The following is a 23,600-nucleotide window of genomic DNA, read 5'->3' as shown; positions in this document are numbered from 1 at the left end:
CAAAATTAATGGTGCCAAGGACTATCCTAATCGTTGTTTAGCATCTGCTGATCTGCGCAAAGCTTGACCAACATAGTTGATTGCCAACATCATGAACAAAATGAATAGAGATGCCGGCAGCCACACCCACCAATATTGTTGCAATACGAGTGGATTATTAGCATAACTAACAAGGGTTCCAAGTGACGGGGTAGACATTGGAAGTCCAAATCCTAAATAGGAAAGTCCTGTTTCAATGCCGACATTTCCGGCAAAGTTTAATGTCAATTCCACTATAATAATGGAACTTAAATTAGGTAAAATGCCTTTGAACATGATGACGAAATCATTTGTTCCGAGCGTTTTTGATGCAAGCACATAATCTCGTCTACTTTCCGTTAAAGTTTTTGATCGAACAAGCCGCGCAGTACCTGTCCATAAAAACATACTCATAATAAAAATAAAAGACGCGACAGTATACTTTGGAACCACGGTAACAAAAACAATAATTAACATTAATGATGGAATCGTAATGAAAAAATCAATCAATCGCATAAACAAATTATCGATCCATCCTCCAAAGTATCCGCAAATTAACCCAACAATAACCCCAAAAACTCCAGTTATTATGGTGATGGAGATGGCAATAAAAATAGAATTTTTAGCACCGACAATAATTTGCCCAAGTATATCTTTCCCACCTTGGTCAGCTCCAAATAAAAACTTTTCTCCCGGTTCTGAATAACGATCTTGCAAATTAATCCGCATTAACGCTTCTTGGTCAATAAAAAGATAGGACCATAAAAAAACACCAATTATCACTACAACAAGTGAAACAAAAGAAAAGAAAGCAACTCGATCTTTTAAAAACTCCCGAAAAATAACTTGTAACCCGGTTGGTGGAGAGTTTTTATATTTTTTGCGCTTCCGTTTAGCCACCACCTACTAACCCCCTAACTATTCGATTCGAATGCGCGGGTCCACAATGCTCATAATAATGTCTGATAACAAACTTCCTAAAAGTGTTAAAAAACCATATAACATTACAAGAGCAGTGATTACACTATAATCCCTCGAAGCTATGGACGAAATAAATAATTGCCCCATCCCAGGATATCCAAAAATCGTCTCGATAAAAATAGACCCACCTAATAATCCAGTTATGGTAAAACCTAAGAATGCCGCTATCGGTAATAAACTATTTCGAAAAATATGCTTTGTGTAAACTTTCTTTATAGGAATGCCTTTACTTCTTGCGGTGCGAACATAATCCATTGCTTTGGCATCAATAATTTCAGAACGTAAAAATTGAATGATTCCTGTTGTTCCAAGAATGGCATACGTAATAGTAGGTAAAAGAATATGATGCAACTTACTCCAATAGTATTGGATGGTACCAGAACTGTACTCAATATCCACACTCCCGCTTGTAGGAAACCATTCTAGTTTGTAACCAAATAGATATAGAAACAATAGCGATAGCACAAACGTCGGGATGGCATATGTAATAAAACTATAAAGAATAATCGTTTTATCCAATCGAGAATTATGATACCGTCCCGCTAAAATGCCTAAAGGAATTGCAATGGTATAAAGTAAAATGACACTTAGTAAGGAAAGCCAAAATGTGTTTAATGCCCTTTCACCGATTAATTCAGCCACATCCCTTTTAAAGGTATAGCTGATGCCAAACTCCCCTTGCAATGCGTTGCCAATCCAACGAACATATTGAACTGGCCACGGATCATTTAAGCCAGCTTTTTCAGATAACTCCTCAAGCCGGGCTGGGTCAGTTTGGGGGGTGATTAAGCCTGTAAAAGGATCACCCGGCATAAATTTAGCCAAGAAAAAAACAAGGAGACTTAAGACAAATAATTGTGGAATCATGAGAATAAAACGGCGAACAATTATTTTCCACATTGTCAAATCACCCCCTTAGGTAAAGCAGCCACATTATGTGTACTGGTGATGGGTATTAAATCTAAAACCCTTTCTTTTTCATCAAAGTAATTTTTATATTGTTCCCGATAATCGTTTTCTACTTTAATACGTTCGCGTTTCCGTCTTTCTCGTCCGATTGGTGTAACTTGTGGAATGGCAGAAAGTAGTCGTTTAGTATAAATATGTTGTGGATTATTATAAATATCAAATTTTGTCCCTGTTTCAACAAATCGACCTTTATACATAATCGATATGTAGTCGCACATATGTTTTACAACCCCTAAATCATGAGAAATAAAAAGATAACTTAACCCAAATTCGTTTTGGATATCTTTCATGAAATTCAATATTTGGGCCTGTACAGATATGTCCAGTGCTGAAACTGGTTCATCAGCAATAATTAATTTTGGATTTGTCGCAATGGCCCTTGCAATCCCTAATCGCTGTTTTTGTCCCCCTGAAAACTCATGGGGATATTTATATTTAACGTCTTCTGGCATTCCAACAATTTCAAGCAATTCGCATATTTTTCGCTCTTCTTCCTTTGGTGACAGTTTTAAAAAATTGTGAATTGGCTCTGCAATGATATCTCGTACCCTTTTTCGAGGATTTAAACTTGAATGCGCATCTTGGAAAATCATTTGTACTTCTCGGTTGAAGGTTGATTTTCGATTATTTCTTTTATTCGTTACATTGATTCCTTCATAAATCACTCTTCCAGAAGTAATTTTTTCTAAGCCAACAATCGCCTTTCCCGTTGTTGATTTCCCGCATCCCGATTCCCCCACAAGACCATAAGCTTTACCACTTTCAAATTCCATTGAAACGCCATCCACTGCATAAACATAATCAACCACTTGATTAAAAATCCCACCGCGCACAGGATAATGGACTTTTAAATCTTGAATCACCATAAAGCTCATGTATTTCCTCCTCTATTAAAGTGAAACTCTTTCCAGCAAGTGCATCGAACAAAATGATTTGGTGCCACTTCATGGAGGTGAGGATTTTTTTCATGAGCTTCTTTTCGAATCCAAGGTATGCGAGATGCAAAACGACAACCATTTCTCGGCAAATTGGTAAGTGATGGAACCATTCCTTGAATCACATTTAGTCGGTCCGAGGATGAATACATTTGTGGGATAGAATGAAATAATGAACGGGTATAAGGATGTTTCGGATGTAGAAATATTTCTCTTACCGGCGCTTCTTCAATGATTTCACCTGCATACATAACCACTACCCGATCCGCCACTTCAGCTACTACCCCCAAATCGTGTGTTATCAAAATAATCCCTGCTCCAGTTTCTTGTTGTAGGGCTAAAAGTAAATCTAAAATTTGAGCTTGGATTGTAACATCAAGTGCTGTAGTTGGCTCATCTGCAATTAATATTTTCGGTTTACACGAAATCGCAATTGCAATGATGACTCGCTGTCTCATACCTCCCGACAATTGATGGGGAAACTGCCTCGCAACTCGTTCTGGGTTTTGTATGCCCACTTGCTGCAATAATTCGAGTACTCTCTTTTTTCGTTCTTCTGAGGATAATTTTGTATGATAAATTAACCCTTCCTCAATCTGATCTCCCACACGCATTAGTGGATTTAATGAAGAAAGAGGATCTTGAAAAATCATTCCTATTTCACTACCACGAATTTCATTTAAATGGTCTTCATTTAAGGAAACAAGATTTTGTGTTTTATATAAAATTTCCCCTTGTACTCGAGTTTTACTTTGGTCATATAATCCAATGATTGATGTAGCCAAAGTACTCTTTCCACAACCCGATTCTCCAACAATTGCGAGGATTTCATTTCTTTTTAATGTTAGCGAAACGCCATCCACCGCATCGTAATAGCGATCATTTATTCGAAATGCTGTATGTAAATCTTTAATTTTTAATATCTCGTCGGTGCGTTGCAAATGAATTCTCCTTCCAATTTTGAAATTCGAATCATTCATCATATGAAGTAAAGCTATGTTGTATGAAAACGACGAATCTTTTATTAAGTTATATTTTCTCTTGTCCACTTTTATGAGTGTGAAAAGGTTTAGTTTATAAAATCGCACATAAATGATGGAAAACCGCACATAAAATTCAAAAAACCGCACATAAACCCTCCAAAACCGCACATAAATATTGGAAAACCGCACATAACCAATATGGCAAATAAAAAAAACCGGTAAAACCAATTGAATGATTTTACCGGTTCATCTTATTTTTCTAAAGCTCTTTTTCGTTTGCTTCGTTTCATCATCGCAACAATAAACGAAATAAATAAAATATAAACAAATGCTAATAAAACTAAGTACATTTTATTTATCCCAACTTTATCAATAACCTGGAATACTTCAACAACTTCACGATCTAATACGATAGGATAAATGCCATCATCATTTGGACGAATTACATCACTTTCCAACATACCACGAAGTTCTTTATCCTCGCCAATTTCGTCAGCTGATATGTCAAATCTTGTTGTTTTCCCAGTATTATTAATTACAACAATCCATCTTTCGTCATCCGAATAACGCTCGAATGCTAAAAAGCCATTTTCATTTTTAATTAATTTAAACTCACCACGACGTAACGTTTCCGATTTATTTCGTAACGTTTGGATATTCGTAATGTAATTTACTAATTCATCATCTGTTTTAAAATTATAGAGCTGATGAGACTCTGGACCTGCTGCACCATTCATTGCAATTTCTGACCCATATTGCATAACAGGCACACCTGGCAATAATAATGTAGAAGCAAGTGAAAGTTTAAGTCTCGTTGGTGGAAATGCTTCAACATCCATAACGAAACGATCCGTATTTAAATTGTCGATCATTAATTGTGTTGGTAACCCTTCCCCTTTTGCAAAAGGCTCAACATGCTTTAATTGATTTGAAGAGTCTTGATCGACATTTTTATAAACATTTCGGAAAGTTTCATTCGTTTCATCATAAAAAGTTGCATCAAAGTTTGCATCACTTTCTTCGTTCGAAATAACGTAAATGTCATTATTCACTTCTTTGATGGCTTCAATCATTTTATTAAGAAATGTTGTATCTGCAATTTCAAGATTTGTTAATCGAACGCCTTCAATATTATATGTAGATATAAAATTGACCACACTTTCAATTAAAGCATTTTGAACATCTACATTTCCTAAATCCCATCGAACTTTACCATCTGATTTACCAACAACCCAATCTGTTTTTGAAGGGTCAGTAGCCCATTCATGATTGGCGCTAACATTTGTTAACGGGAAGTCAACCATAGCTTTTATTTTCTTTTCATTCATTAGTTTGATTAATGACGTAAAGTCTTCACTTGTCCCAAATTGTGGCTCTATCTTAGAGTAGCTAGTGACCATCGTACCGTTGTAAGTTTCAGTAGCAAAAACAGAACCTAACGATAGTATCGAAAAGCCCATTTGTGAAATGAGAGAGAATTGTTGCTCTATTCCTTTAAAATCCCCACCTGCGAATTTCGATGGGTCATGTGGATCTACATTGTAATCGTTTTCTCCAGTACCATTAAAATAACGATCTACTAAAACGTCATATATACTTTCATCTGCAATCGATTTTGTACCCTCAGCCTTCGCAATGGAAGTTGTATTTAATGTTGTAGCTAACAAAATCGAGGCAGCAGTTGCACAAATCCATTTTTTAAATTTCAAATTATCCCTCTCCTTCTAACCATACCATCGACATTTTACCAAAAAAAAAAGAAACTCAGTTATCATTTCCAAAGAAAATAATAATTTGCTAATGCAAATAAGACAAACTAGTGACAACATGAAAATAATGGGATTTCATTACTTTTCCTGTTTTAATTTTTTTTGAATCTTTTTCACTTGTTCTTGAGATAATATCCCGTCAACTGTATCTGGATCCTCACTTTTTTGAACAAACGCAAGAACAATAAATAGAACAATTAATAGAAAAATAAATATAAGCATGATGATTGGTAACATGTTTTTCGTCCTTTCTAAGAGAAAACCATCTTAATCCATACATTATAAACAAAAAAAGAAAAATCGCAAAGTACGTATTGTACCTAGCGATTTTTACATTATGCTAAGAAATTCAAGCCCATTGGTAATTTAAATCCGTAGAATAGTACCGCGAATAGGAAAATAGCAAATAAGATCCAAAATACTGTTGTTGGTTGATTTTTCTTTTGGCGAATTAATACCATTTCCATCATACCAATTACTAGAATCCCTAGTAAAAATTTTATTCCGTAATCCATTCCCATACCATAATCCATAGCTTCAATAAATAAGGCGCCACCAGTGATAATAATTAAAATGTAAAATAGACGTAACGCCATGTGAATGCCTTTAGATTTTGATACTAAAGCGCCCACGAAGAATAGTACAAGTGCAACTACCCATGTTGTGATGTGTAGGTGCGTAGAACTTGTTAAAAAATCCATTTTGTCCCCACCTTAATTTTCTTTTACAGCATTATCCTACCATAGTACTGAGTGGGGATTCAAATATAATAGTCTATCTAAAACCTTAATAAAATTATTAAAAGTTTACTAGATTTTATTCAAATTTATTCGATAAAGTGCCAATTCCTTCAATTGAGATTTTCACTTCATCTCCTGCTTTTAAGAATACTGGTGGAGTCATACCTTTTCCTACCCCAGCAGGCGTTCCTGTTAAAATAACGTCGCCTGGTTCTAATGTGACATATTGAGAAAGGATGGACACTAACTCTTCAACTGAAAATACCATGTCCTTTGTTGAACCATTTTGACGAATTGCACCATTCACCTTAGTAACGATTGTTAAATTTTGAGGATTAGGAATTTCATCTTTCGTTACAACATATGGACCTAAAGGACAAGTTGCCTCTAAACTTTTGCCGATGAAATACTGTTTATGACGATCTTGTAAGTCACGTGCAGTAATGTCATTTGCAATTGTGTAACCAAAGATATAATCTAGTGCTTGATTTTTCGCGATGTTTTTGCCCACTTTTCCAATTACTACTGCTAATTCACCTTCGTAATCTAGTGAATCAGTTTTAGATTCATGGATTGGTAGTACTTGTCCATCTGCAGCAATCGAAGTAGGGGATTTTGTAAATACTACTAAATCAGTTGGTGCTGCAGTTGCGCCCATTTCTTTTGCATGTTCATCGTAGTTTTTGCCGATACATAAAATGTTTTTCGGAGTTCTAGGGATTGGAGAAAGCCACTCAATTTCAGAAAATGATCGTTTGAAAGACTCAACCTTTTCTGAATTTTTAGCTGCTTCTACTAATTTACGAATCTTTTCTACAAAATCAAAACCTAGTGTAATCCCATCAATAATATTTGCTGGGAAAGAAGGAAGAACATTTAGCTCTTCTTGAATAGCAACTACATCCCACACTGCTTCTTCTTTTTTAACTTTTGGACCGAATTTTACTTCTCCATTAAACTTAAAAGATAAAATCTTCATAATAAAGGCTCCTTCTATATTTCCTTCGTTAAATTTGTAATTATGCTCATGTTGATTAAACTCCAAAAAATGAATAAATCATTTTATACCATCATACATGAAATATTCCGAAATTTCTTACTTTTCCAGCAATATTTTTCTGTAAGTTATGCGCTTTACTGCCATCTCTAGTGGACCTTGCCTAAATTTGGTAAACCAAATTTCTGCAAAGATAATTTGTACTAGATAAATACCAATTGCCATAATCGTACCCATTTGCACATCTACTTGCCCATATAAACTAAAGCCAAAATTATAGAAAAGAACCGTACAAATAATCGATTGCATAATATATAACGTTAATGACATTCGACCAGCTTTAGCAATTGGTTTAAGAATTTTAGCTGCAAATGGTATTAAACAAATACTAACGATTAACGAAATGTAGCCAATTGAAAGAAGGGGACCCCCTATATACACTTTTAAATAATCTAATAAATAAGTACGAGTAAATATATATGGTGCACTTTTAATAAATAGCCCCGCAGCAACAAAAATAATGGCCAGCACAATCCACATTTTTTTCAGTTCTTTCGCCCGCTCGAATAAGCGCCACTTTGCAAAAGCTGCACCAATTAACAAATAAGGTAAGATAGTCATCAATGACATAATCCACATATCCAAACTCAATTGAATGGATAAATCACTGAGTCTTTGGGTAAATGCATCTGTCCAACCGCCAACTCCATATGCAGAAATTGCACTATTCAGCATTTCTATATCAATTGCAGGTTCTTCCACTTCTGTATTGGCAATTCCAGCTAAGAAGTATATAGCTAAAATAAATAAATGCATAAAACTATTAATGACTAATCCGAATGTTAATAACCAACCACTCGAAAATCGAATAAATAATAATAGAAACAAACCACAAACTGCATAGGTTGCTAAAATATCTCCCCACCATATTAAAAAGGCATGAAGTAAACCTAAAATGAAAAGTACACCTAGCCTTTTCGGTGCGAATTTATAGAAATTAGCCCCTGATTCTTGGGATTTCGTATATTGCATCGCAAGACCATATCCAAAGAGCATTGAGAACAACGGATAAAAACTACTTTGTACATAAATATCGAGATTTTGTTGCCAAATAATATCCTTTGCTTCTGTAAACCAATAGTTTAAATCTAATATATGCGGCATCGGTAAAGAGAAAGCAAACATGTTAACTAGTAAAATTCCTAGTAAACTAAATCCGCGCAAAATATCAAGAGAATGGATTCTCTCATCTAAGTTCGTAGGTTGAAAATTCACAGTCTGTACTCCCTTTTCTTCTCCATCTTGTATTTCAAACATTTCTACTGTCATTCTACACTATTTTAGTTTGTCTTTAGAGAAAAACAGCCTATTAATTGAAACATTAATAGACTGTTTTAAATTAATCCAAACGAATTTCCTTTTGCGCATTGTATAAATACAATATTTTTTCGTTAACTTTAAGATTTAATACCGATTCAACTGCTTGGCTATAAATACGCAATTGAACACTATAACGCTTTTCCATTTCAATTTTAAGTGCATCAGCTTCTCTAAATGACGGCAATATTTTGTCTGTTTTGTAATCGAGTAGAACCCATTTTCCATCTTCATCTTCAAACAAGCAATCGATAATCCCTTGCACAATTTGCGAGTCTCCTGCTTGATCTACAATACTTAATGTAAAAGGAATTTCTCGATAAAGTTGCTTGGCTTGACTAAATCGTTGCCCGATACTTGTTGAGAAAAATTGGATAATCTTTTCTTCATCAACAGTATTCACTTCGTCTTCAGTTAGTAATTTCTTTTCAACTAAAGATTGCAAATAGATTGTAACCTCATCCAGTTGACGGAAACCTTCTTTTGGAATATGCTGCATGACAGTATGAACAACAGTACCAATTTCAGTAGGCGATAATGCTTTTTCCTGTACAAACAAAGGTCGTTTATATGCACTCTTTCCTTTATTTAATAGTGTATTGGATTCTGGTTCTTCCTCGCGTTGTAGATTTTCAATTCGCTTAATTTCTGAAACACTTGTTTTTGATTTTTTTGTTATCGATTCTTTATATGGATACGTAGCATTAAAACGGTCTGTTAGTTCATTTAAAATCGACGCATCCAATTCCTCTGTATATAGGCTTTGAGTTTCACTTTGTTCCTTGGTATTGGCGATTGTAAAATTACGATTACTAATCGGATTTATGTGCCATTGTGATGGGTGTGTGATAGGTGTATAAGAATCGTCACTAAAAATTTCAAAACAAGCATGTCTTGCAATGGCAGGTCCAATCCAATCAAGATAATTTTTTGCTCTAGCACGTATATAATCTGGAATCATTGCATCTAGGGGCAACAATTGAGATTCGCTCCAAGATGAACGTGTTTTGTCCCAATCCTTTACAGAACCTACCAAAATAAGTCGTTCTTTTGCTCGGGTCATTGCTACATACAAAATACGCATTTCTTCTGCTTTCATTTCCAAAGTCTTTTTCTCTTTCATCGCTAAGAAAGGTAGTGAAGTATACATAATTCGATCGTCAGGATCAATGGCTTTTACGGCCAGACCAAACTGTTGGTCAAACAAATACGGATCGCTGTATTCTTTCTGGTTAAAACTTCTGCCTAATCCCGCCACGAAAACAACTGGGTATTCTAATCCTTTCGATGAATGGATGGTTACTAAACGAACGACGTCATCTTTTTCACCGATAGATTTTGCTACTCCTAAATCATCCCCTCGTGAACGCATTCGATCAATGAAACGTAAAAATCGGAATAGTCCACGGAAGGAAGTTTTTTCATACATTAATGCGCGGTCATGTAGAGTACGTAAATTGGCTTGGCGTTGTTTCCCATTACCCATAGCACCAACCATCTCATAATAGTTGGTATCCATATAAATCTTCCAAATTAAATCCGCCAGCGAACCTCTCCGTGCCATGTCTCTCCAATTTTCCAATTGGTGTAAAAACACTTGTAGTTTTTCTGCTGTGTTGGATTGAAGTCCGCTTTTTTCTTCTTCAACAAATAGTTTCACTGCTTCATAGAAAGGAACTTTTCTGTTTACTAATCGAATAGCCGCTAGTTCATTTTCCGTACAACCGATAAATGGCGCTCTAAGTACAGAAGCTAAAGGGATATCTTGGTATGGATTGTCGACGATTTTCAAGACATTTAACATGACCATTACTTCAAGTGCTTCAAAATATCCCTTTGAAGTCTCTGCATAAAGTGGTATGCCTGCTGCTTTAAATTCTTCAACTAAATCTCCAGACCAAGTCATAGAACGCATTAGAATCACAATATCCCGATATTCTAGTGGTCGAACTCGCTTTGATGGGTTTTTTTGTTTTGTATCAAATACGGTCGTTCCATTATCCATCATTTCACGAATACGTTTAATAATATAACGAGCTTCTTGTTGAGATTTTTTCATCTCTTCTTCAATTAGAACGTCTAATGCAGCATCCTCAGTAGAATCACCACTATCTGGTTTATCTTCTTGAGGATCATCTTGTTCTTCGTATAAAATCGATAACTCAACGGGCGTTTCCATCTCATCATATGGTGCTGCAGGCTTAAGACCAGCTTTTTCATCGTATTTAATTTCTCCAACCGTTTCACCCATGATTTGTTCAAAGATAAAATTTGTACCGTGTAGAACTTCTTTTCGACTTCGGAAGTTGGCGTTCAAATCAATTTTCAACCCACTTGCAACTGGCTCATCTTCAAACAAGTTATATTTATTTAAAAATAGCATCGGTTCTGCAAGACGGAATCGATAAATCGATTGTTTCACATCGCCCACCATAAATAAATTTCCATCGACTTCACTACCACTTTTCACAAGTTGCAAAATCGTTTCTTGAAGCATGTTCGTATCTTGGTATTCGTCGACGAGCACTTCCTTAAACCGGTTTCTGAAATCTATTGCAACAGGAGAAGGTTTTAAAACTCCATCTTCTTTCACAGCTAAAATTTCTAATGCATAATGTTCCAAGTCAGAAAAATCCACAATTCCCCTTTGCAATTTGGCCGCTGTAAATTTCTCACTAAACGTTTCAGTTAATTCAACTAATGTTTGAATAATCGGTGCCATTAAACGAATTTCTTGTAACAATCGCTCTGGTTTTCTTAAGAAAAAGGCTTTTTTTATTCCATCTACTATATCTTTTGCTTGTTGGCGTTTTTTCTTTGCTTTCTCTTTCAAGTCTGGATCACAATCACACTTTTTTCTTGATAAAGTGGACCATTTTAAAGTAGAGAAGAAATCATATAAATCTTGCCATGTACCATGATTGATTCGTCTAACTGCTTCATTGATGACAGCAAAGTCTAACTCGGCTGTTTCGCCATAAGTATAGGGTCCATCTGGTCTTAAAGTATATTGACGAAAATCTTCTATTTGCGCAAATGCTTCTTCTAAACTAAATTTAATTGAATTTTTTAAAGGTCCAATAAAATCAAGTTCGTCGATTGTAATTTGTTCTGGTAAGTCATATTGCTTCGGTAATGAGCGTAACCATTTTGTCGGAACTGGATGAACACGAGATGTGTCATATAGTTTTTCGATTAACGTTTCAATTGCTTGATCATCACGGTCAGATGTAAAGCTATCAACTAAACGATAAACCGCATTAACTCTTGCATCATCCTCGCTATCATAGGCTTCTTCCAGTACTTCAGCTAAAATATCATCGCGAAGTAATGCTGACTCCCCTTCATTTGCAATTTTGAACCCTGGATCAATATCAATTAAATAAGCATACTGCCGAACAATTGATAAGCAAAATGAATGAAGAGTTGAAATTTGTGCTTTATTGACTAGACTTAACTGACGGCGTAAATGTTGATTTCGTGGGTCTTTTGCAATCTCTTTCTCCAATGCTTCTGCCATACGATGGCGCATTTCCGCTGCTGAAGCATTTGTAAAAGTTACGACTAGTAGCTCATCTACATCGATTGGGTTTTCCTTTGCAATGACTTTCTCAATCATTCGATTAATTAATACTGCGGTTTTACCTGATCCTGCAGCTGCTGAAACAAGTGTATCTTGACCAGTTGCCCAAATTGCTTTCCACTGTTCATCTGTCCATGTCACATCTGGTCCTTTATTCGGAATCGATAGACCCATCTTTTTTCAACTCCTCTCTTATTTTTGATACAACAGCATCCCTGCTATCTGCTTGAAGTTGATGATAAACTTGCTCTTGGTCAGTAGGGTCGAATTGACAAACCGATTTAAAACTACAGAAGTCACAAGCTGTTCTGCCTTTAAGTCGATATGGATGGATGCCTACCTCTCCGCTCATAATGCCTTCACCAGCAATTTTATGTTTTGTTCGAACATATTGTTTAATTTCGTTCATTGCATGGGGTGCCACAACTCGGGACTTAGCAATTGAAACAGCCCCATCTGTTTTAATTTGAACTGGGATAATTTTTGATGAACCACCAGACTCTAAATTATCATCCATTGCAATAAGCGAGTCTGGGTTTTCAGTTAGCAAACCCTTCATTTTATATTTTTCCATTCGCTCTACTTCTAACGCGATTTCGTCCAATTCTTTTTCACCTTTTAGTAAAGGATTATGAACATGAACATATAAAACACCAGCTGGGTCCACTTCCCCATCAAGCCAGAAGTTTGCGTTTTCAACTGCAACATCTAAATAGGTTAACAGTTGTAATGAAATCCCGTGATATACTTCATTCAAATCTAAGTCACGACTAGAAGATTTATAATCTATTACACGTAAATAAGATTTATCTCCAATTTTTGCCCCATCAATACGGTCAATACGTCCACGGATGTTCATTTTGCGACCGCCTTTTAAATTAATTTCCAATGGAGGTAGTTGTTCATTTGGTCCAAATGCAGCTTCAATTGCTATTGGCTTAAAGAAGGATGATTTTGCATGTTGGGACAAGGCCATCATCGTTCTTTCCACAATGCGAATTAATTTTCGTTGAATGTAACGATAACGAGCACTACTTAAAAGGATTTGATGAGAAAATACAGGAACAATATGCTCTACAGCTTGTCGTGCTAGATGAGTACATTGAGTACGAGTTAAACGATTCCAATGGATGTTTAAGCGCTCAGTTTCTAACGTAATCCATTTTAATGCTTCATGGAAAAGGTCCCCGATTGCAAAATTCTCTAACCGATAAACAGCGCGCTCCTCTAGTCTTAACCCATATGTTGTAAAGTGGGAGAACGGACATCGATAGAATTTCTCGACTCGTGAAACACTTGAAGTTAACTCAGTTCCATACAGCTCTTCCGTTATGTTTGGTGTTAGTTTTTCAGCAACATTTTTCTTTTGTAATGGGCGCATGACAACTTCTAATACTTGCTTCCAATATGGATGTTGTTCATAAAATGATTTTAATGCCACCCATTCAGATGAAAGTTCATTCGAATATTGAGCCTGTCTTAATTGCATCATTAAGAAAGCTAAAGATGTTCTTGGGTGTTGTAAATATGAAAGATTGTTATTTTTACTTAGCTCTTCAATTGGGTCAATTAACACTTTTTTATGTGGTAACGTTTTGACACCATCGACTTCAAACAATTTATGCAGACGGTTTATATATAAAGATGGAAGTAAAGCTTTACTTTCTTCATCTGCACTGGAATAGGTTACATAAAGTCTGTTTGTAGGCGATGAAAACGCGCGATAAATTAAGAAAGCTTCTTGGAGCAATCGATGTTTTGAAGTTGGGGAAAGTTCTGTATCAATCTCAGCAAACCAACCTCGATCTGCATCGGTAATTAGACCTTCATAATCGATGCGCATAGGATACACACCGTCATTCACACCAATAACAAAAACTACAGACTTATTATCAAATCTTGAATATTCAACAGTAGCCACAGTTACTTCATCAACAGATGGTGGAATTTTGGAAAACTGAAGCGTATCATATCCTTCATCTAAAATTTGCGCAGCTTCTTCAATCGTTAGTTTTTGATCACCAAACATTAAAACGAATTGATCCAGCACATTTATCCAGCGATTCCAGGCCTGGTCATGCTCACTCGCTCCATGCAATTCGTTTTCTTCAAGTTCAGTATCTTTTAACATTTGTAACTTCTCGTATATTTGTAGTTCTTCAATACAATTGAACAATGCAAAGGCAATATCACGACCTGTTTGTGCATTTTTTAATTCTTGCTGCAATTTTTCAATTGGTTCTTTAATTATTGATTTTATTTCATCAATGATTTGCTGCATTTTTAGTTCTTCGTCTGTTTGATGTTTTGAGAAAAATTCTAGTCCACGATATTTTTTGTAAAACCATCTTGAGTCTTCAAACCATCGATATCCATAAATTCCTTGTGCAATTACAAAGTTTTCTAGCAAATCTGCTTTTTCCCGCATTTCTTTCAAATTGCTTTTTAACGGGAAATATAAATCTGTTTTTACACTCCTGAAAATCGGCTCATATTGCCAGTTAGATGTGACAATTTCTAAAATAGAACGACTAAACTCGATTAACGGGTGGTGTAACATTGGTTTCTTTTCATTTGTGAAGACGGGGATGTCATACTGTTTAAAAATTGTATCGATTAGTGGGTCATATAGGTCTGCTTGTCGATACATAATCCCAATTTCTTTATATCGAACGTCTTCTTCCCGCACAAGTCGACATATTTCCCGGGCAATTGCGTGGACCTCTGCTCGTCGATTGGCTCCCTCAATAATTTCGACAAATCCTTCAGCTTTCACTTGAGATGGTACTGGTTCGTGGAATTGCTGTTCAATATGCGCTAAATCATGATTGTTGTAACGGTAACAAGTATCTAAATGAACTCGTGGCTCCATTTCAACTTTGAAATTTGTTGTTTCCTGTAATAATTTATCGTACATCACTGCTGGTCGATAAAATACAGCTTGGTCATCATATTTATCTTGATCGTTTTCAAAAGGAAGAACGATGGTGACACGCTTTGCCAATGCTAGCAATTGCTTAACAATTTCAAATTCACGAACTGTAAATGCCGTAAAACCATCAATATAGATGTGGGCTTCTTTTAATTTTTGAGAGTTTTGTAGTTGTTCGAGTAAGATTGGATAAAAGCCGTCACTATCAACATATTTATCACCAAGCTTTTCCTCTAACTTTGATAAAATGATTTGCAAGTCTTTCGTTTTAGCAATTAATGTTTGAGGTGCGTTTGATTCTTGCAATTTATTAATCGCTTCATTTAAAGCTTCACTATTGATGTTATACTGGCTAAATTCTTTCACCAATTGTTCAATTTCTTCTGTAAATCCACGTTTATCAGCAGCTTGACGGAATAGTGAAAATTGATCTCTATTTTCAGCCAGAAGTCGGCGGATTAACATACGGTAGCCGATTTTATCCAGTTGTTCTTTCGCAATCCCACCTGTTTCTTGTAGGATATACCATGCAAGACGTTTAAACGTCATTACTTGTGCTCGAATAATTCCTTGGATGCCATAATTATTCGTTAACATATGCTCTGCTTGATAAGACATTTGGTCAGGAACAATTAAATAGATGGGTGGGCCAAGTGGTTGCTTTTTAAGTTCGTTTACGATTTCTTTATGGATGAGTGTTGTTTTACCTGTTCCTGCTCTCCCACTTATCACTCTTAACGACATATAGCTCCTCCTTACTTTATGTTAGTATTTATTATATACAGAACAAGTGTTCTTATCTAGTAAAATTCTATTATTATTAATCTTTTTCTATCATTATAATATTTTTTTAGTATAATAGATAATTTTTGCGTATCTGTTCGAATAGTAGAAAAAAGAGCAGTTTATAATAACCGCTCTTTCTTCATTGACATTTTTACCTTCTTACTGGATGATTCCCTTAAATCTCGTTCAACTTTTTTATTGAGATGTTTTTCAATTGCCTTCCCTACAAACCATAGTAGGAAAATCCCTACCCCTGCGAAAATCAATTTAACTGGGTCTGTTAACAATGCTCTTAAGTCATATCCTAACACACTCATACTTGCTATCATGATAAACTTACCAGCCATAATCACGATTAAATAGTACTTCTTCTTTATATGAGATAACCCTGCTACAATATTCACCAAAACTGAGGGAGTAAAAGGAAAACAAAGTAAAATAAAAAGTGGACTTAAACCACGCATATCTACCCATTTGATAAGCTTCTGTATTTTTTCCCTGCCTATAAATTTTTGAAGTCTTGGATGTTTCCCAAACCTACGGACAAGTAAAAACACAACGTAGGATCCTAAAACAGTTCCTATCCAAGAAAGTAGAAACCCTATCCAAAGCCCGTAAGAACTTGCATTTGCAACTACAATTACAACTAATGGTAAAAAAGGTAGGAAAGCTTCAATAAAGGGCAATAAAATTCCAATTAGCGGTCCAAGTGTTCGATATTGAGCTGCTAAACTTTCAATGTTTTCTACGGTAAACCAATCGCTCACAAGTACCACCTCTATCGATATTGTAAAATTAAATGTAAAATCGTCGTCTCATTCGTCGGGTTTTCATAATGATGTTCTTGTGAACCAGAAAATACTAACGTCTCACCTTGTGATAAATGTTCGTTCATTCCACCAGCTTCCACGAAAACTTGTCCACTTATAACCGTTAACGTTTCTTCTACGCCTTCAGAATGTGCTTCACTCCTATGTATGACTCCAGGATCCATCTCAATTTTATAGAATTCCCAGCCTCTTTCAGGGTCATACGGAATAATCGAATAAACACGATATTTTCCATCTTCTTCTGATACAACAGTGGATGTTTTTTCGTCAAATTTTTGAAATTGTCCACATGGCGGCTGTAAAAGTGAGGAAAACGAAATCCTCATACCTGAAGCAATTTTCCATATAGTTGAGACGGTTGGGTTTGATTCACCTTTTTCTATCTGGGCTAACTGAGCTTTACTTACATTAGTAGCTTTGGCAACATCATCTAAACTTAAACTACGTTGGCCGCGGATTTTTTTTAATTGATAACCGATATTTCGACTCATTTGCTCCATATGTTCACCAATCCTGTTGTTTATTTTAAAAGACAGATGTATACTATAATAAACAATTTTCAAAATATTATTGATAATTTTATCAAAGTATCAAATTCCTTTCAATATCTAATAAACTATTGACAACCTCATTACAATTTGTCTACATATTTACCTGAACGTTTTTTGAAATTTAAAAGTTTCATATAATTACACAATGGATTTTTAAAATTACTATATTAATAGTACATAGGAGGACAAAAGTGAGTTTAAATACACAAATTAACGCCCATCAAACAACAACTCTTGATACCTTTTCTCAAGGAGTGAAAGATTGTATTCCTACACTATTAGGCTATATCAGTATTGGGTTAGCCTTTGGAGTTATTGCCATCACGTCTAATTTATCAGTTTTTGAGATTTTTTTATTATCGGTCCTTGTTTATGCTGGCTCGGCACAGTTTATTTTTTGTGGATTGTACATAGCAGGTGCTCCGTTTTCTGTTATTATTCTCACAACGTTTATTGTGAATCTACGTCACTTTCTTATGTCTCTTACTGTTGCGCCGAACCTAACTAGGTATTCTCCATTACGCAACATTGGATTTGGAACATTATTAACCGATGAAACGTTTGGGGTTGCTGTTACGAAACTGATGAAAGAAAAACATATCGGTGGCAACTGGATGGACGGCTTAAATATTACGGCCTACTTAACTTGGATTGCCTCTTGTACAATTGGCGGATTATTAGGAAAATGGATTCCAAATGCAGAAAGCTGGGGACTTGATTTCGCGTTAATTGCGATGTTCTGTGCTTTACTCGTTTTGAACTTAATCGATATCGGTAAATCAAAGCTAATGCATTATTTAAAATTGATTGCGTTAATGGCCATTATTTTATATATCCTTTTATATTTCATGCCGGGGCATTTAGCTGTATTAATTGCTACGATGATTGTTGCAACAGTTGGGGTGGTGACTGAAAAATGACAACTACCGTCCCAATGATTTTGCTTATGCTCGGTTGTGCAATTGTTACGTGGTTGCCTCGTGTCATTCCGTTTATGTTAGTAAGAAATGTCGAGTTACCAGATGTTGTTTTACGATGGTTAAAATATATCCCTGTATGTATTTTAAGTGCCCTTGTAATCGAATCACTCTTTAATGCTGATGGATCGATTGTTACATTTGATTGGTTAAATTTAGCTGCATTTATTCCAACATTAATTGTGGCAGTGTTTACTAAAAGCTTGTCGAAAACAGTGGTCGTTGGTGTTGTATCAATGGCCATTTTACGCTACTTTTTCTAGAAACCAAAAAATGCGATGTCTACTTCCGACATCGCATTTTCTTATTCAGCTATTAACAGACCGATTTGGTGATGGTCATTATTATGAACGACATGTTGAGTTAAACGAACTTCATGGTCATGATTTAACACTTCTAAACGACAATGTGCAGCATTCACCTGTAAAGCTTCGTATAATTGACGCTCTGTATGCACTTCCACACCGTTTACTTTTCGAATAATTTCTCCAACCACTAACCCCATTTTTTCCGCTGGTGAATTTGGTAATACACCTGCAATCATTACCCCACTTGATTTTGCTGAAACAGCGTAAACATCCTTTTGTTGCCCAGTTGAATAATAAATGGAGATAACGATTCTTGAAATGGCACCAACAATTAAAGTTATCAACCCAACGAGCGGGATAAAGTATGCAACTAATCCGCCAATAATCACAATTTCACCTAGTATAAGTACTGCGCGGCCTAATCTTGGATAAAAGTAAATTGGTAGTTTGTTGCGTGTTAACTGTTGAAACCCCATAACAACGGGAAACAAAATGAGTGAAAATTGAGTAGAGCCTAGTGAAAATTGTGGCCACCAAGGGAAATAAGCATCAATCGCATCTCCTGGTATTACTAAAAAGACAGGCAAAATCCACGCTTTTTTACTTGCAAATGCAACCCCTCTTAATCCACGCTTTGAATTTTCTACAATAGGCGAGGCAATAAGGGCTCCATTTTTTCGAATTAATAAGCCCTCTGCTACAACGAAAAGGCCTGTTAAAATTGTTGCTGTTACAACGGTTCCTTGACTTAATGTAAGGCCATCGATTGTGATTCCAACAAATTGAAAGTTCCACCCTTGATATTCAACGACCCAAAGTACGAGAATACTTAATGTAAGTAAAATAACCGGTGAAAGGATATGGAAAAAGTAAACGATTAGAGCGATTAAACTGATAATGGTTAAAACAAACAGTAAATCTAAAGGCACGGTTAAACCGAATGCAAGGGAAAGGAGTGAAATGATAAATGCATATAGCAAACCTTCTTTTAATAAGCCAATTGCCTCGGTCCATCCCCATAAAATACGTACATGGAAAAATTTTCTTTCCCTTTTCACACGACGGTAGCCTAAAATCACTGCTACAATGATGGATACATACAGGATAGGATTCAGAAACATTCGTCCTATCGCCAATGCAATTTCTATTAATATATCTGTAATCACATTTTCACCGCCCGTTTACTACTAACTATTGACATTGTATCAAAGGAATTGCTATTTTCGTAGTTATTAACACAATTTTTCGTAGATTTCATCAATAAGAAAAAGCAGCTAGAACATTCTAGCTACTTGTAAATAGTTAAATATCCCCTTCTAAACGGTGAAGCATCACACTTAAGCCCATGTTTAACTGAACATCGTTGTCCATATCTTCTTTATATTTTGTCACTTGTTCACGGATGCTTGTAAAGAAAATATCATCCATATAGCGCCCTTTTCGTAAATCATTCTTTTCACGGTATAGTGCTACAGCCTCTGCCGTTTCTTCATCATAAAACCCATCAGTTCGTCCAACATTAAACCCTAGTCCATTTAATACTTTTTGCACGTAGGCGATCTCTTCATTAAAATCACCTTCTGAATACTCCCCACGTAACGGAATTACTTCCATAGAGAATAATGGATGCTGTTCCACTTCGATATCCGCTTTGATTCCTTTTCCATGTATCCATTCACGATTCGGTGTTAACCATTTATTTGTTGATAATTTTAATTCTCCACCATTTTTTAAGTCCCATGTTTCTTGAACAGTTCCTTTACCGAAACTTTTGCTTCCTACTACAAGGGCGCGTTCCCAGCTTTGAACAGCTCCTGCCATTACTTCACTCGCTGATGCACTCCCTTCATTTTGAAGAAGGATGATCGGCAATTTTCTCATTTTCTCTAAATAAAATTTTTCTTCCTCAATGTCTCCTGTTTTTAAAGGTTCCATTGCCCCGGCTCCATTTTGCATATAAGCAAATACTAGATTCTCTTTTTCGATACTACTTACAACAGCAGCGACGCTATGTAAATAACCACCTGGATTGTCGCGCAAGTCCACAATTAATCCTTCAACATCTTCACTGATTAATTTTTTCGTTGCTTTAACCCATTCCTCTGCTGTTTTTTCTCCAAACATAGAAACCGATACGTAACCAATCTCAGTATCTTCAACTTTTAAAACTTTAGAGCTTACAGTTTTGTTGTTGATTTCTTTGCGTTCTACCGTTACTTTTATATGACGTTCAGTGCTTGGACGATATAAAACGAGTGTCACTTTTTCTCCCGCCTGCCCTGAAATCAACTGCATTAATTCACCCATTGTTTTTCCTTCTATGCGTTCATCATCTACTTGAACAATTTCATCAAAAGGACGAATTCCAGCTTTTTCTGCAGGCGACGATTTCACTGGGGAAACGACGATAAATTTACCGTTTTTCTCTGTAATTTCAATTCCAATTCCAACCCGTTGTCCAGCTAACGATTGCTTATGCAAAGCTGCCTCTTTTTCTGTGTAGTACGTGCTATAAGGGTCTTTAATTGCGTTCGTCATCCCTCGCAATGCGCCTTCTATAATCTGATCTTCGCTTGTTCCGTAAACTGATTTCTCTGTAATTAACGAGTAGGCTTGGTCAATAACAGGGACTTCGCTTACTTTTGTATCCTCTTTAGAAGATGCAGCCCATTTTTGCCAAACAACGATACTAATTATGATTACAAAAAGTGCAGCAAGACATAAAAAAATTCGACTCTTTCGCATTCATTTTCCTCCTCTCGTTCAATCTATGAAAGAACGACAAAGGATAACACATACAAAAAGCCGAATTTTATATTTTCATCAATTATTCTATTGGTATTAATCTAACTCTTTTACGTGCTCTCTTAATGCATCTTGATCCAATGGTCCTACAATATGCTTTTGAATGCGTCCTTTAGAATCAATCATGAAGGTTGATGGGATCGTTAAAACTTGATAGATTTCATTTATGCCTTCATCTTCCATTAAAAGAATTGGGAATGTAAGATCGTAACCTTCAACGAATTTGCGAATGTTATCCACTTTACTATCTGTATAGGTTAAGTTCACACCTACGATTTCCACATTATCTTTCTTTGCATATTTTTCATAATATTTTTGAAGATGTGGCATTTCTTCTTTACATGGTGGACACCATGTTGCCCAAAAGTTTAGTATAACTTTTTTTCCTTTTAAATCAGATAAAGTCAAACTTTCACCTTGTAAATTTTGCAGTGTAAAATCTGGTGCAGTTTGGCCTTTTGCTAAACCTTCTTTATCTAAATCCATTTCATATCCTAGAGCATAATCATTAATGGCCTCACTCGCTTCAATTTGGTTTTTAATATATGTACCAACCATTATGACAACAAGTACCAGAACAATGGAAAGTCCAAATGCTTTTTTCTTCAACTTCCACCCTCCAAAGATAAGAATTCATCTAATGATTAGAATAACATAATTAAAAACTTGTGCATAACACTTATATGCTTGCTTGAAGGAACTTTCATCATAGAAGTCATAAAGTTTTCCTATTTACACTAAAAAAACAGGCTAGTTGGGTGGATTAACCACAACTAAACCTGCATTGTATTATTATAGCGGGATATAACGTATTGGGTTTACGTTCCCTGGTACTTGTCCTTGCCATGTACCAATATGAACTTCAAAGTGCAAGTGTGGCCCTGTAGATCGACCCGTATTCCCCATTCTTGCAATTTGTTCGCCTTTACCAACCGTTTGTCCTACACTTACACTATATGAATCTAAATGTGCATAAACAGTTGTATAAATATCGCCACCCATATTATGCGTAACAATTACAACATTACCGTAAGATGAAAGTGGACCAGCATATACAACCGCACCGCCAGCAGCAGCAACAATTGGTGTACCAATAGAATTTGCTAAGTCAATACCATAATGGAATTCTGGCCCATAGCCTAAGTTTCTCCATCCGTAACCACTTGTTAACGTACCATTCGTAGGTTTTGTCCAATCACCTGAAGAAACAACAGGAAGCGCCCCTTGTTGATTTTGTCTAGATAATTCTAAAATACGATTTTGTTCTGCAATAATTTTTTGTTGAAGCTCTTTACTTACTTCTAGTGCCTCAGAATATTCTTTTTCTAATAATTTTTTCTCACTTGCAAGTTTTTCTTGCTCTGCTTCAAGCTCATCTACAAGTTTATTTTTTTCCACTTTTTGTGCATTAAGAGATTCTTTTAAGCTTTGAAGTTTTGCTTGTTTTGTTTCTAACTCTTTTTTCGTTTTTTCAAGCATTAATTTTTGTTCTTCAAGCTTTTCTTGGTCGTTCTTTTGATCACGCATAATTTGGCGATCTGCTTCCATCAATGTATTCACAGCTGAGAAACGGTCGATGAAATCTACGAAACTATTAGCGCCAAGTAGCACATCGATATAACTTACGGAACCATTTGCTTGAATGGCACGCGCACGCTCTTGAAGTAGTTCGTCACGTTGATCTATTTTTTCTTGTAGTTCAACAATTTCTTGCTGTAATTTTTCGATTTCATTATTTGCTTCTTTAATCTCCCCAGAAACGATTGAAATTTGGTCATTCGTTTTCGTAATTTCTTTTCCTAATTTCGAAATTTGAGCAAGTAATGCATCTTGCTTTCCTTCAATCGTACTGATGGCGTTTGATTTTTGTTTAATTTGGCTATTTAATTGATTTTTTTGTTGTTCTACTTGTGATTTTTGATCTTTTAAATCTGACAAACTAGTAGCATATGCTATAGGCATTTGAACGGCTAGGAAAAATGCAACTATTGCCAGGAATATTTGGAATGGCTTTTTGTTAAAGCTTTTCACCAACTAAGACTCCCTTCGACTTTTGATT

General features: G+C 35.7%; 19 protein-coding genes. 2 read left to right on the top strand and 17 right to left on the bottom strand.

The genetic code is table 11. The annotated features are described in order from the left end of the window. Nucleotides 1-21: 21 nt before the first annotated feature. The 13 genes from CRO00_RS01710 to CRO00_RS01650 form a co-directional block, all read right to left on the bottom strand. Entirely contained in the window at nt 22-921 is a 900-nt protein-coding gene (locus tag CRO00_RS01710; protein ID WP_097071910.1) for an ABC transporter permease, read from the bottom strand. 15 nt (nt 922-936) lie between these two features. Then, nucleotides 937-1,899 (bottom strand): oligopeptide ABC transporter permease, encoded by a 963-nt coding sequence (gene opp4B / locus CRO00_RS01705; RefSeq protein ID WP_097071909.1) that lies wholly within the window; start codon nt 1,897-1,899, stop codon nt 937-939. Between the two features lie 2 nt (nt 1,900-1,901). Beyond that, complete coding sequence (locus CRO00_RS01700) at nt 1,902-2,843, bottom strand: ATP-binding cassette domain-containing protein (RefSeq protein ID WP_097071908.1); 942 nt, start codon at nt 2,841-2,843, stop codon at nt 1,902-1,904. Continuing rightward, nucleotides 2,840-3,883 (bottom strand): ABC transporter ATP-binding protein, encoded by a 1,044-nt coding sequence (locus tag CRO00_RS01695; protein ID WP_097072358.1) that lies wholly within the window; start codon nt 3,881-3,883, stop codon nt 2,840-2,842. Before CRO00_RS01695 ends, CRO00_RS01700 begins: the two co-directional genes overlap by 4 nt. Before the next feature lie 254 nt (nt 3,884-4,137). Further along, complete coding sequence (locus CRO00_RS01690; protein ID WP_097071907.1) at nt 4,138-5,595, bottom strand: alpha-amylase family glycosyl hydrolase; 1,458 nt, start codon at nt 5,593-5,595, stop codon at nt 4,138-4,140. Nucleotides 5,596-5,733: 138 nt separating this feature from the next. Further along, nucleotides 5,734-5,892: an AC76 family protein gene (locus CRO00_RS01685; protein WP_097071906.1), complete on the bottom strand. Its 159-nt coding sequence runs from the start codon at nt 5,890-5,892 to the stop codon at nt 5,734-5,736. 98 nt (nt 5,893-5,990) lie between these two features. Continuing rightward, nucleotides 5,991-6,356 (bottom strand): YisL family protein, encoded by a 366-nt coding sequence (locus tag CRO00_RS01680; protein ID WP_097071905.1) that lies wholly within the window; start codon nt 6,354-6,356, stop codon nt 5,991-5,993. A 115-nt stretch (nt 6,357-6,471) separates the two neighbouring features. Next, on the bottom strand, nt 6,472-7,374 hold the full coding sequence (locus CRO00_RS01675; RefSeq protein WP_097071904.1) for a fumarylacetoacetate hydrolase family protein: 903 nt from the start codon (nt 7,372-7,374) through the stop codon (nt 6,472-6,474). Nucleotides 7,375-7,491: 117 nt separating this feature from the next. Then, a complete protein-coding gene (locus CRO00_RS01670) occupies nt 7,492-8,721 on the bottom strand; it encodes a DUF418 domain-containing protein (protein ID WP_237658295.1) in 1,230 nt (409 codons plus the stop codon). Between the two features lie 70 nt (nt 8,722-8,791). Beyond that, nucleotides 8,792-12,526 (bottom strand): helicase-exonuclease AddAB subunit AddA, encoded by a 3,735-nt coding sequence (gene addA / locus CRO00_RS01665; RefSeq protein WP_097071903.1) that lies wholly within the window; start codon nt 12,524-12,526, stop codon nt 8,792-8,794. Further along, complete coding sequence (gene addB / locus CRO00_RS01660; protein ID WP_097071902.1) at nt 12,504-16,028, bottom strand: helicase-exonuclease AddAB subunit AddB; 3,525 nt, start codon at nt 16,026-16,028, stop codon at nt 12,504-12,506. The genes addA and addB overlap by 23 nt, the downstream gene beginning before the upstream one ends. 161 nt (nt 16,029-16,189) lie before the next feature. Next, the gene (locus tag CRO00_RS01655) at nt 16,190-16,837 is read right to left on the bottom strand and encodes a TVP38/TMEM64 family protein (protein WP_097071901.1); all 648 of its coding nucleotides are present in this window, start codon (nt 16,835-16,837) and stop codon (nt 16,190-16,192) included. An 11-nt stretch (nt 16,838-16,848) separates the two neighbouring features. Then, entirely contained in the window at nt 16,849-17,400 is a 552-nt protein-coding gene (locus tag CRO00_RS01650) for a helix-turn-helix domain-containing protein (protein WP_097071900.1), read from the bottom strand. 242 nt (nt 17,401-17,642) lie between these two features. On the opposite strand from CRO00_RS01650, the gene CRO00_RS01645 reads away from it, so the two are divergent. Continuing rightward, entirely contained in the window at nt 17,643-18,371 is a 729-nt protein-coding gene (locus CRO00_RS01645; protein WP_237658294.1) for an AzlC family ABC transporter permease, read from the top strand. Next, nucleotides 18,368-18,691 (top strand): AzlD domain-containing protein, encoded by a 324-nt coding sequence (locus CRO00_RS01640; protein ID WP_097071899.1) that lies wholly within the window; start codon nt 18,368-18,370, stop codon nt 18,689-18,691. The genes CRO00_RS01645 and CRO00_RS01640 overlap by 4 nt, the downstream gene beginning before the upstream one ends. Before the next feature lie 41 nt (nt 18,692-18,732). On the opposite strand, the gene CRO00_RS01635 is transcribed toward CRO00_RS01640, so the two are convergent. The 4 genes from CRO00_RS01635 to CRO00_RS01620 form a co-directional block, all read right to left on the bottom strand. Beyond that, nucleotides 18,733-19,902, bottom strand: coding sequence for a PDZ domain-containing protein (locus CRO00_RS01635; RefSeq protein WP_097071898.1), 1,170 nt, complete (start codon nt 19,900-19,902; stop codon nt 18,733-18,735). A gap of 136 nt (nt 19,903-20,038) precedes the next feature. Further along, on the bottom strand, nt 20,039-21,481 hold the full coding sequence (locus CRO00_RS01630) for a S41 family peptidase (protein WP_097071897.1): 1,443 nt from the start codon (nt 21,479-21,481) through the stop codon (nt 20,039-20,041). A 96-nt stretch (nt 21,482-21,577) separates the two neighbouring features. Beyond that, nucleotides 21,578-22,150 (bottom strand): peroxiredoxin family protein, encoded by a 573-nt coding sequence (locus CRO00_RS01625; RefSeq protein ID WP_237658293.1) that lies wholly within the window; start codon nt 22,148-22,150, stop codon nt 21,578-21,580. 183 nt (nt 22,151-22,333) lie between these two features. After that, nucleotides 22,334-23,572 (bottom strand): murein hydrolase activator EnvC family protein, encoded by a 1,239-nt coding sequence (locus CRO00_RS01620; RefSeq protein WP_237658292.1) that lies wholly within the window; start codon nt 23,570-23,572, stop codon nt 22,334-22,336. Between the last annotated feature and the right edge of the window lie 28 nt (nt 23,573-23,600).

It is taken from the genome of Ureibacillus xyleni, from assembly GCF_900217795.1.
GTDB classification, from domain to species: domain Bacteria; phylum Bacillota; class Bacilli; order Bacillales_A; family Planococcaceae; genus Ureibacillus; species Ureibacillus xyleni.
Note: the sequence above shows the minus strand (reverse complement) of the source record. Positions and strands in the feature narration are given on the sequence as shown.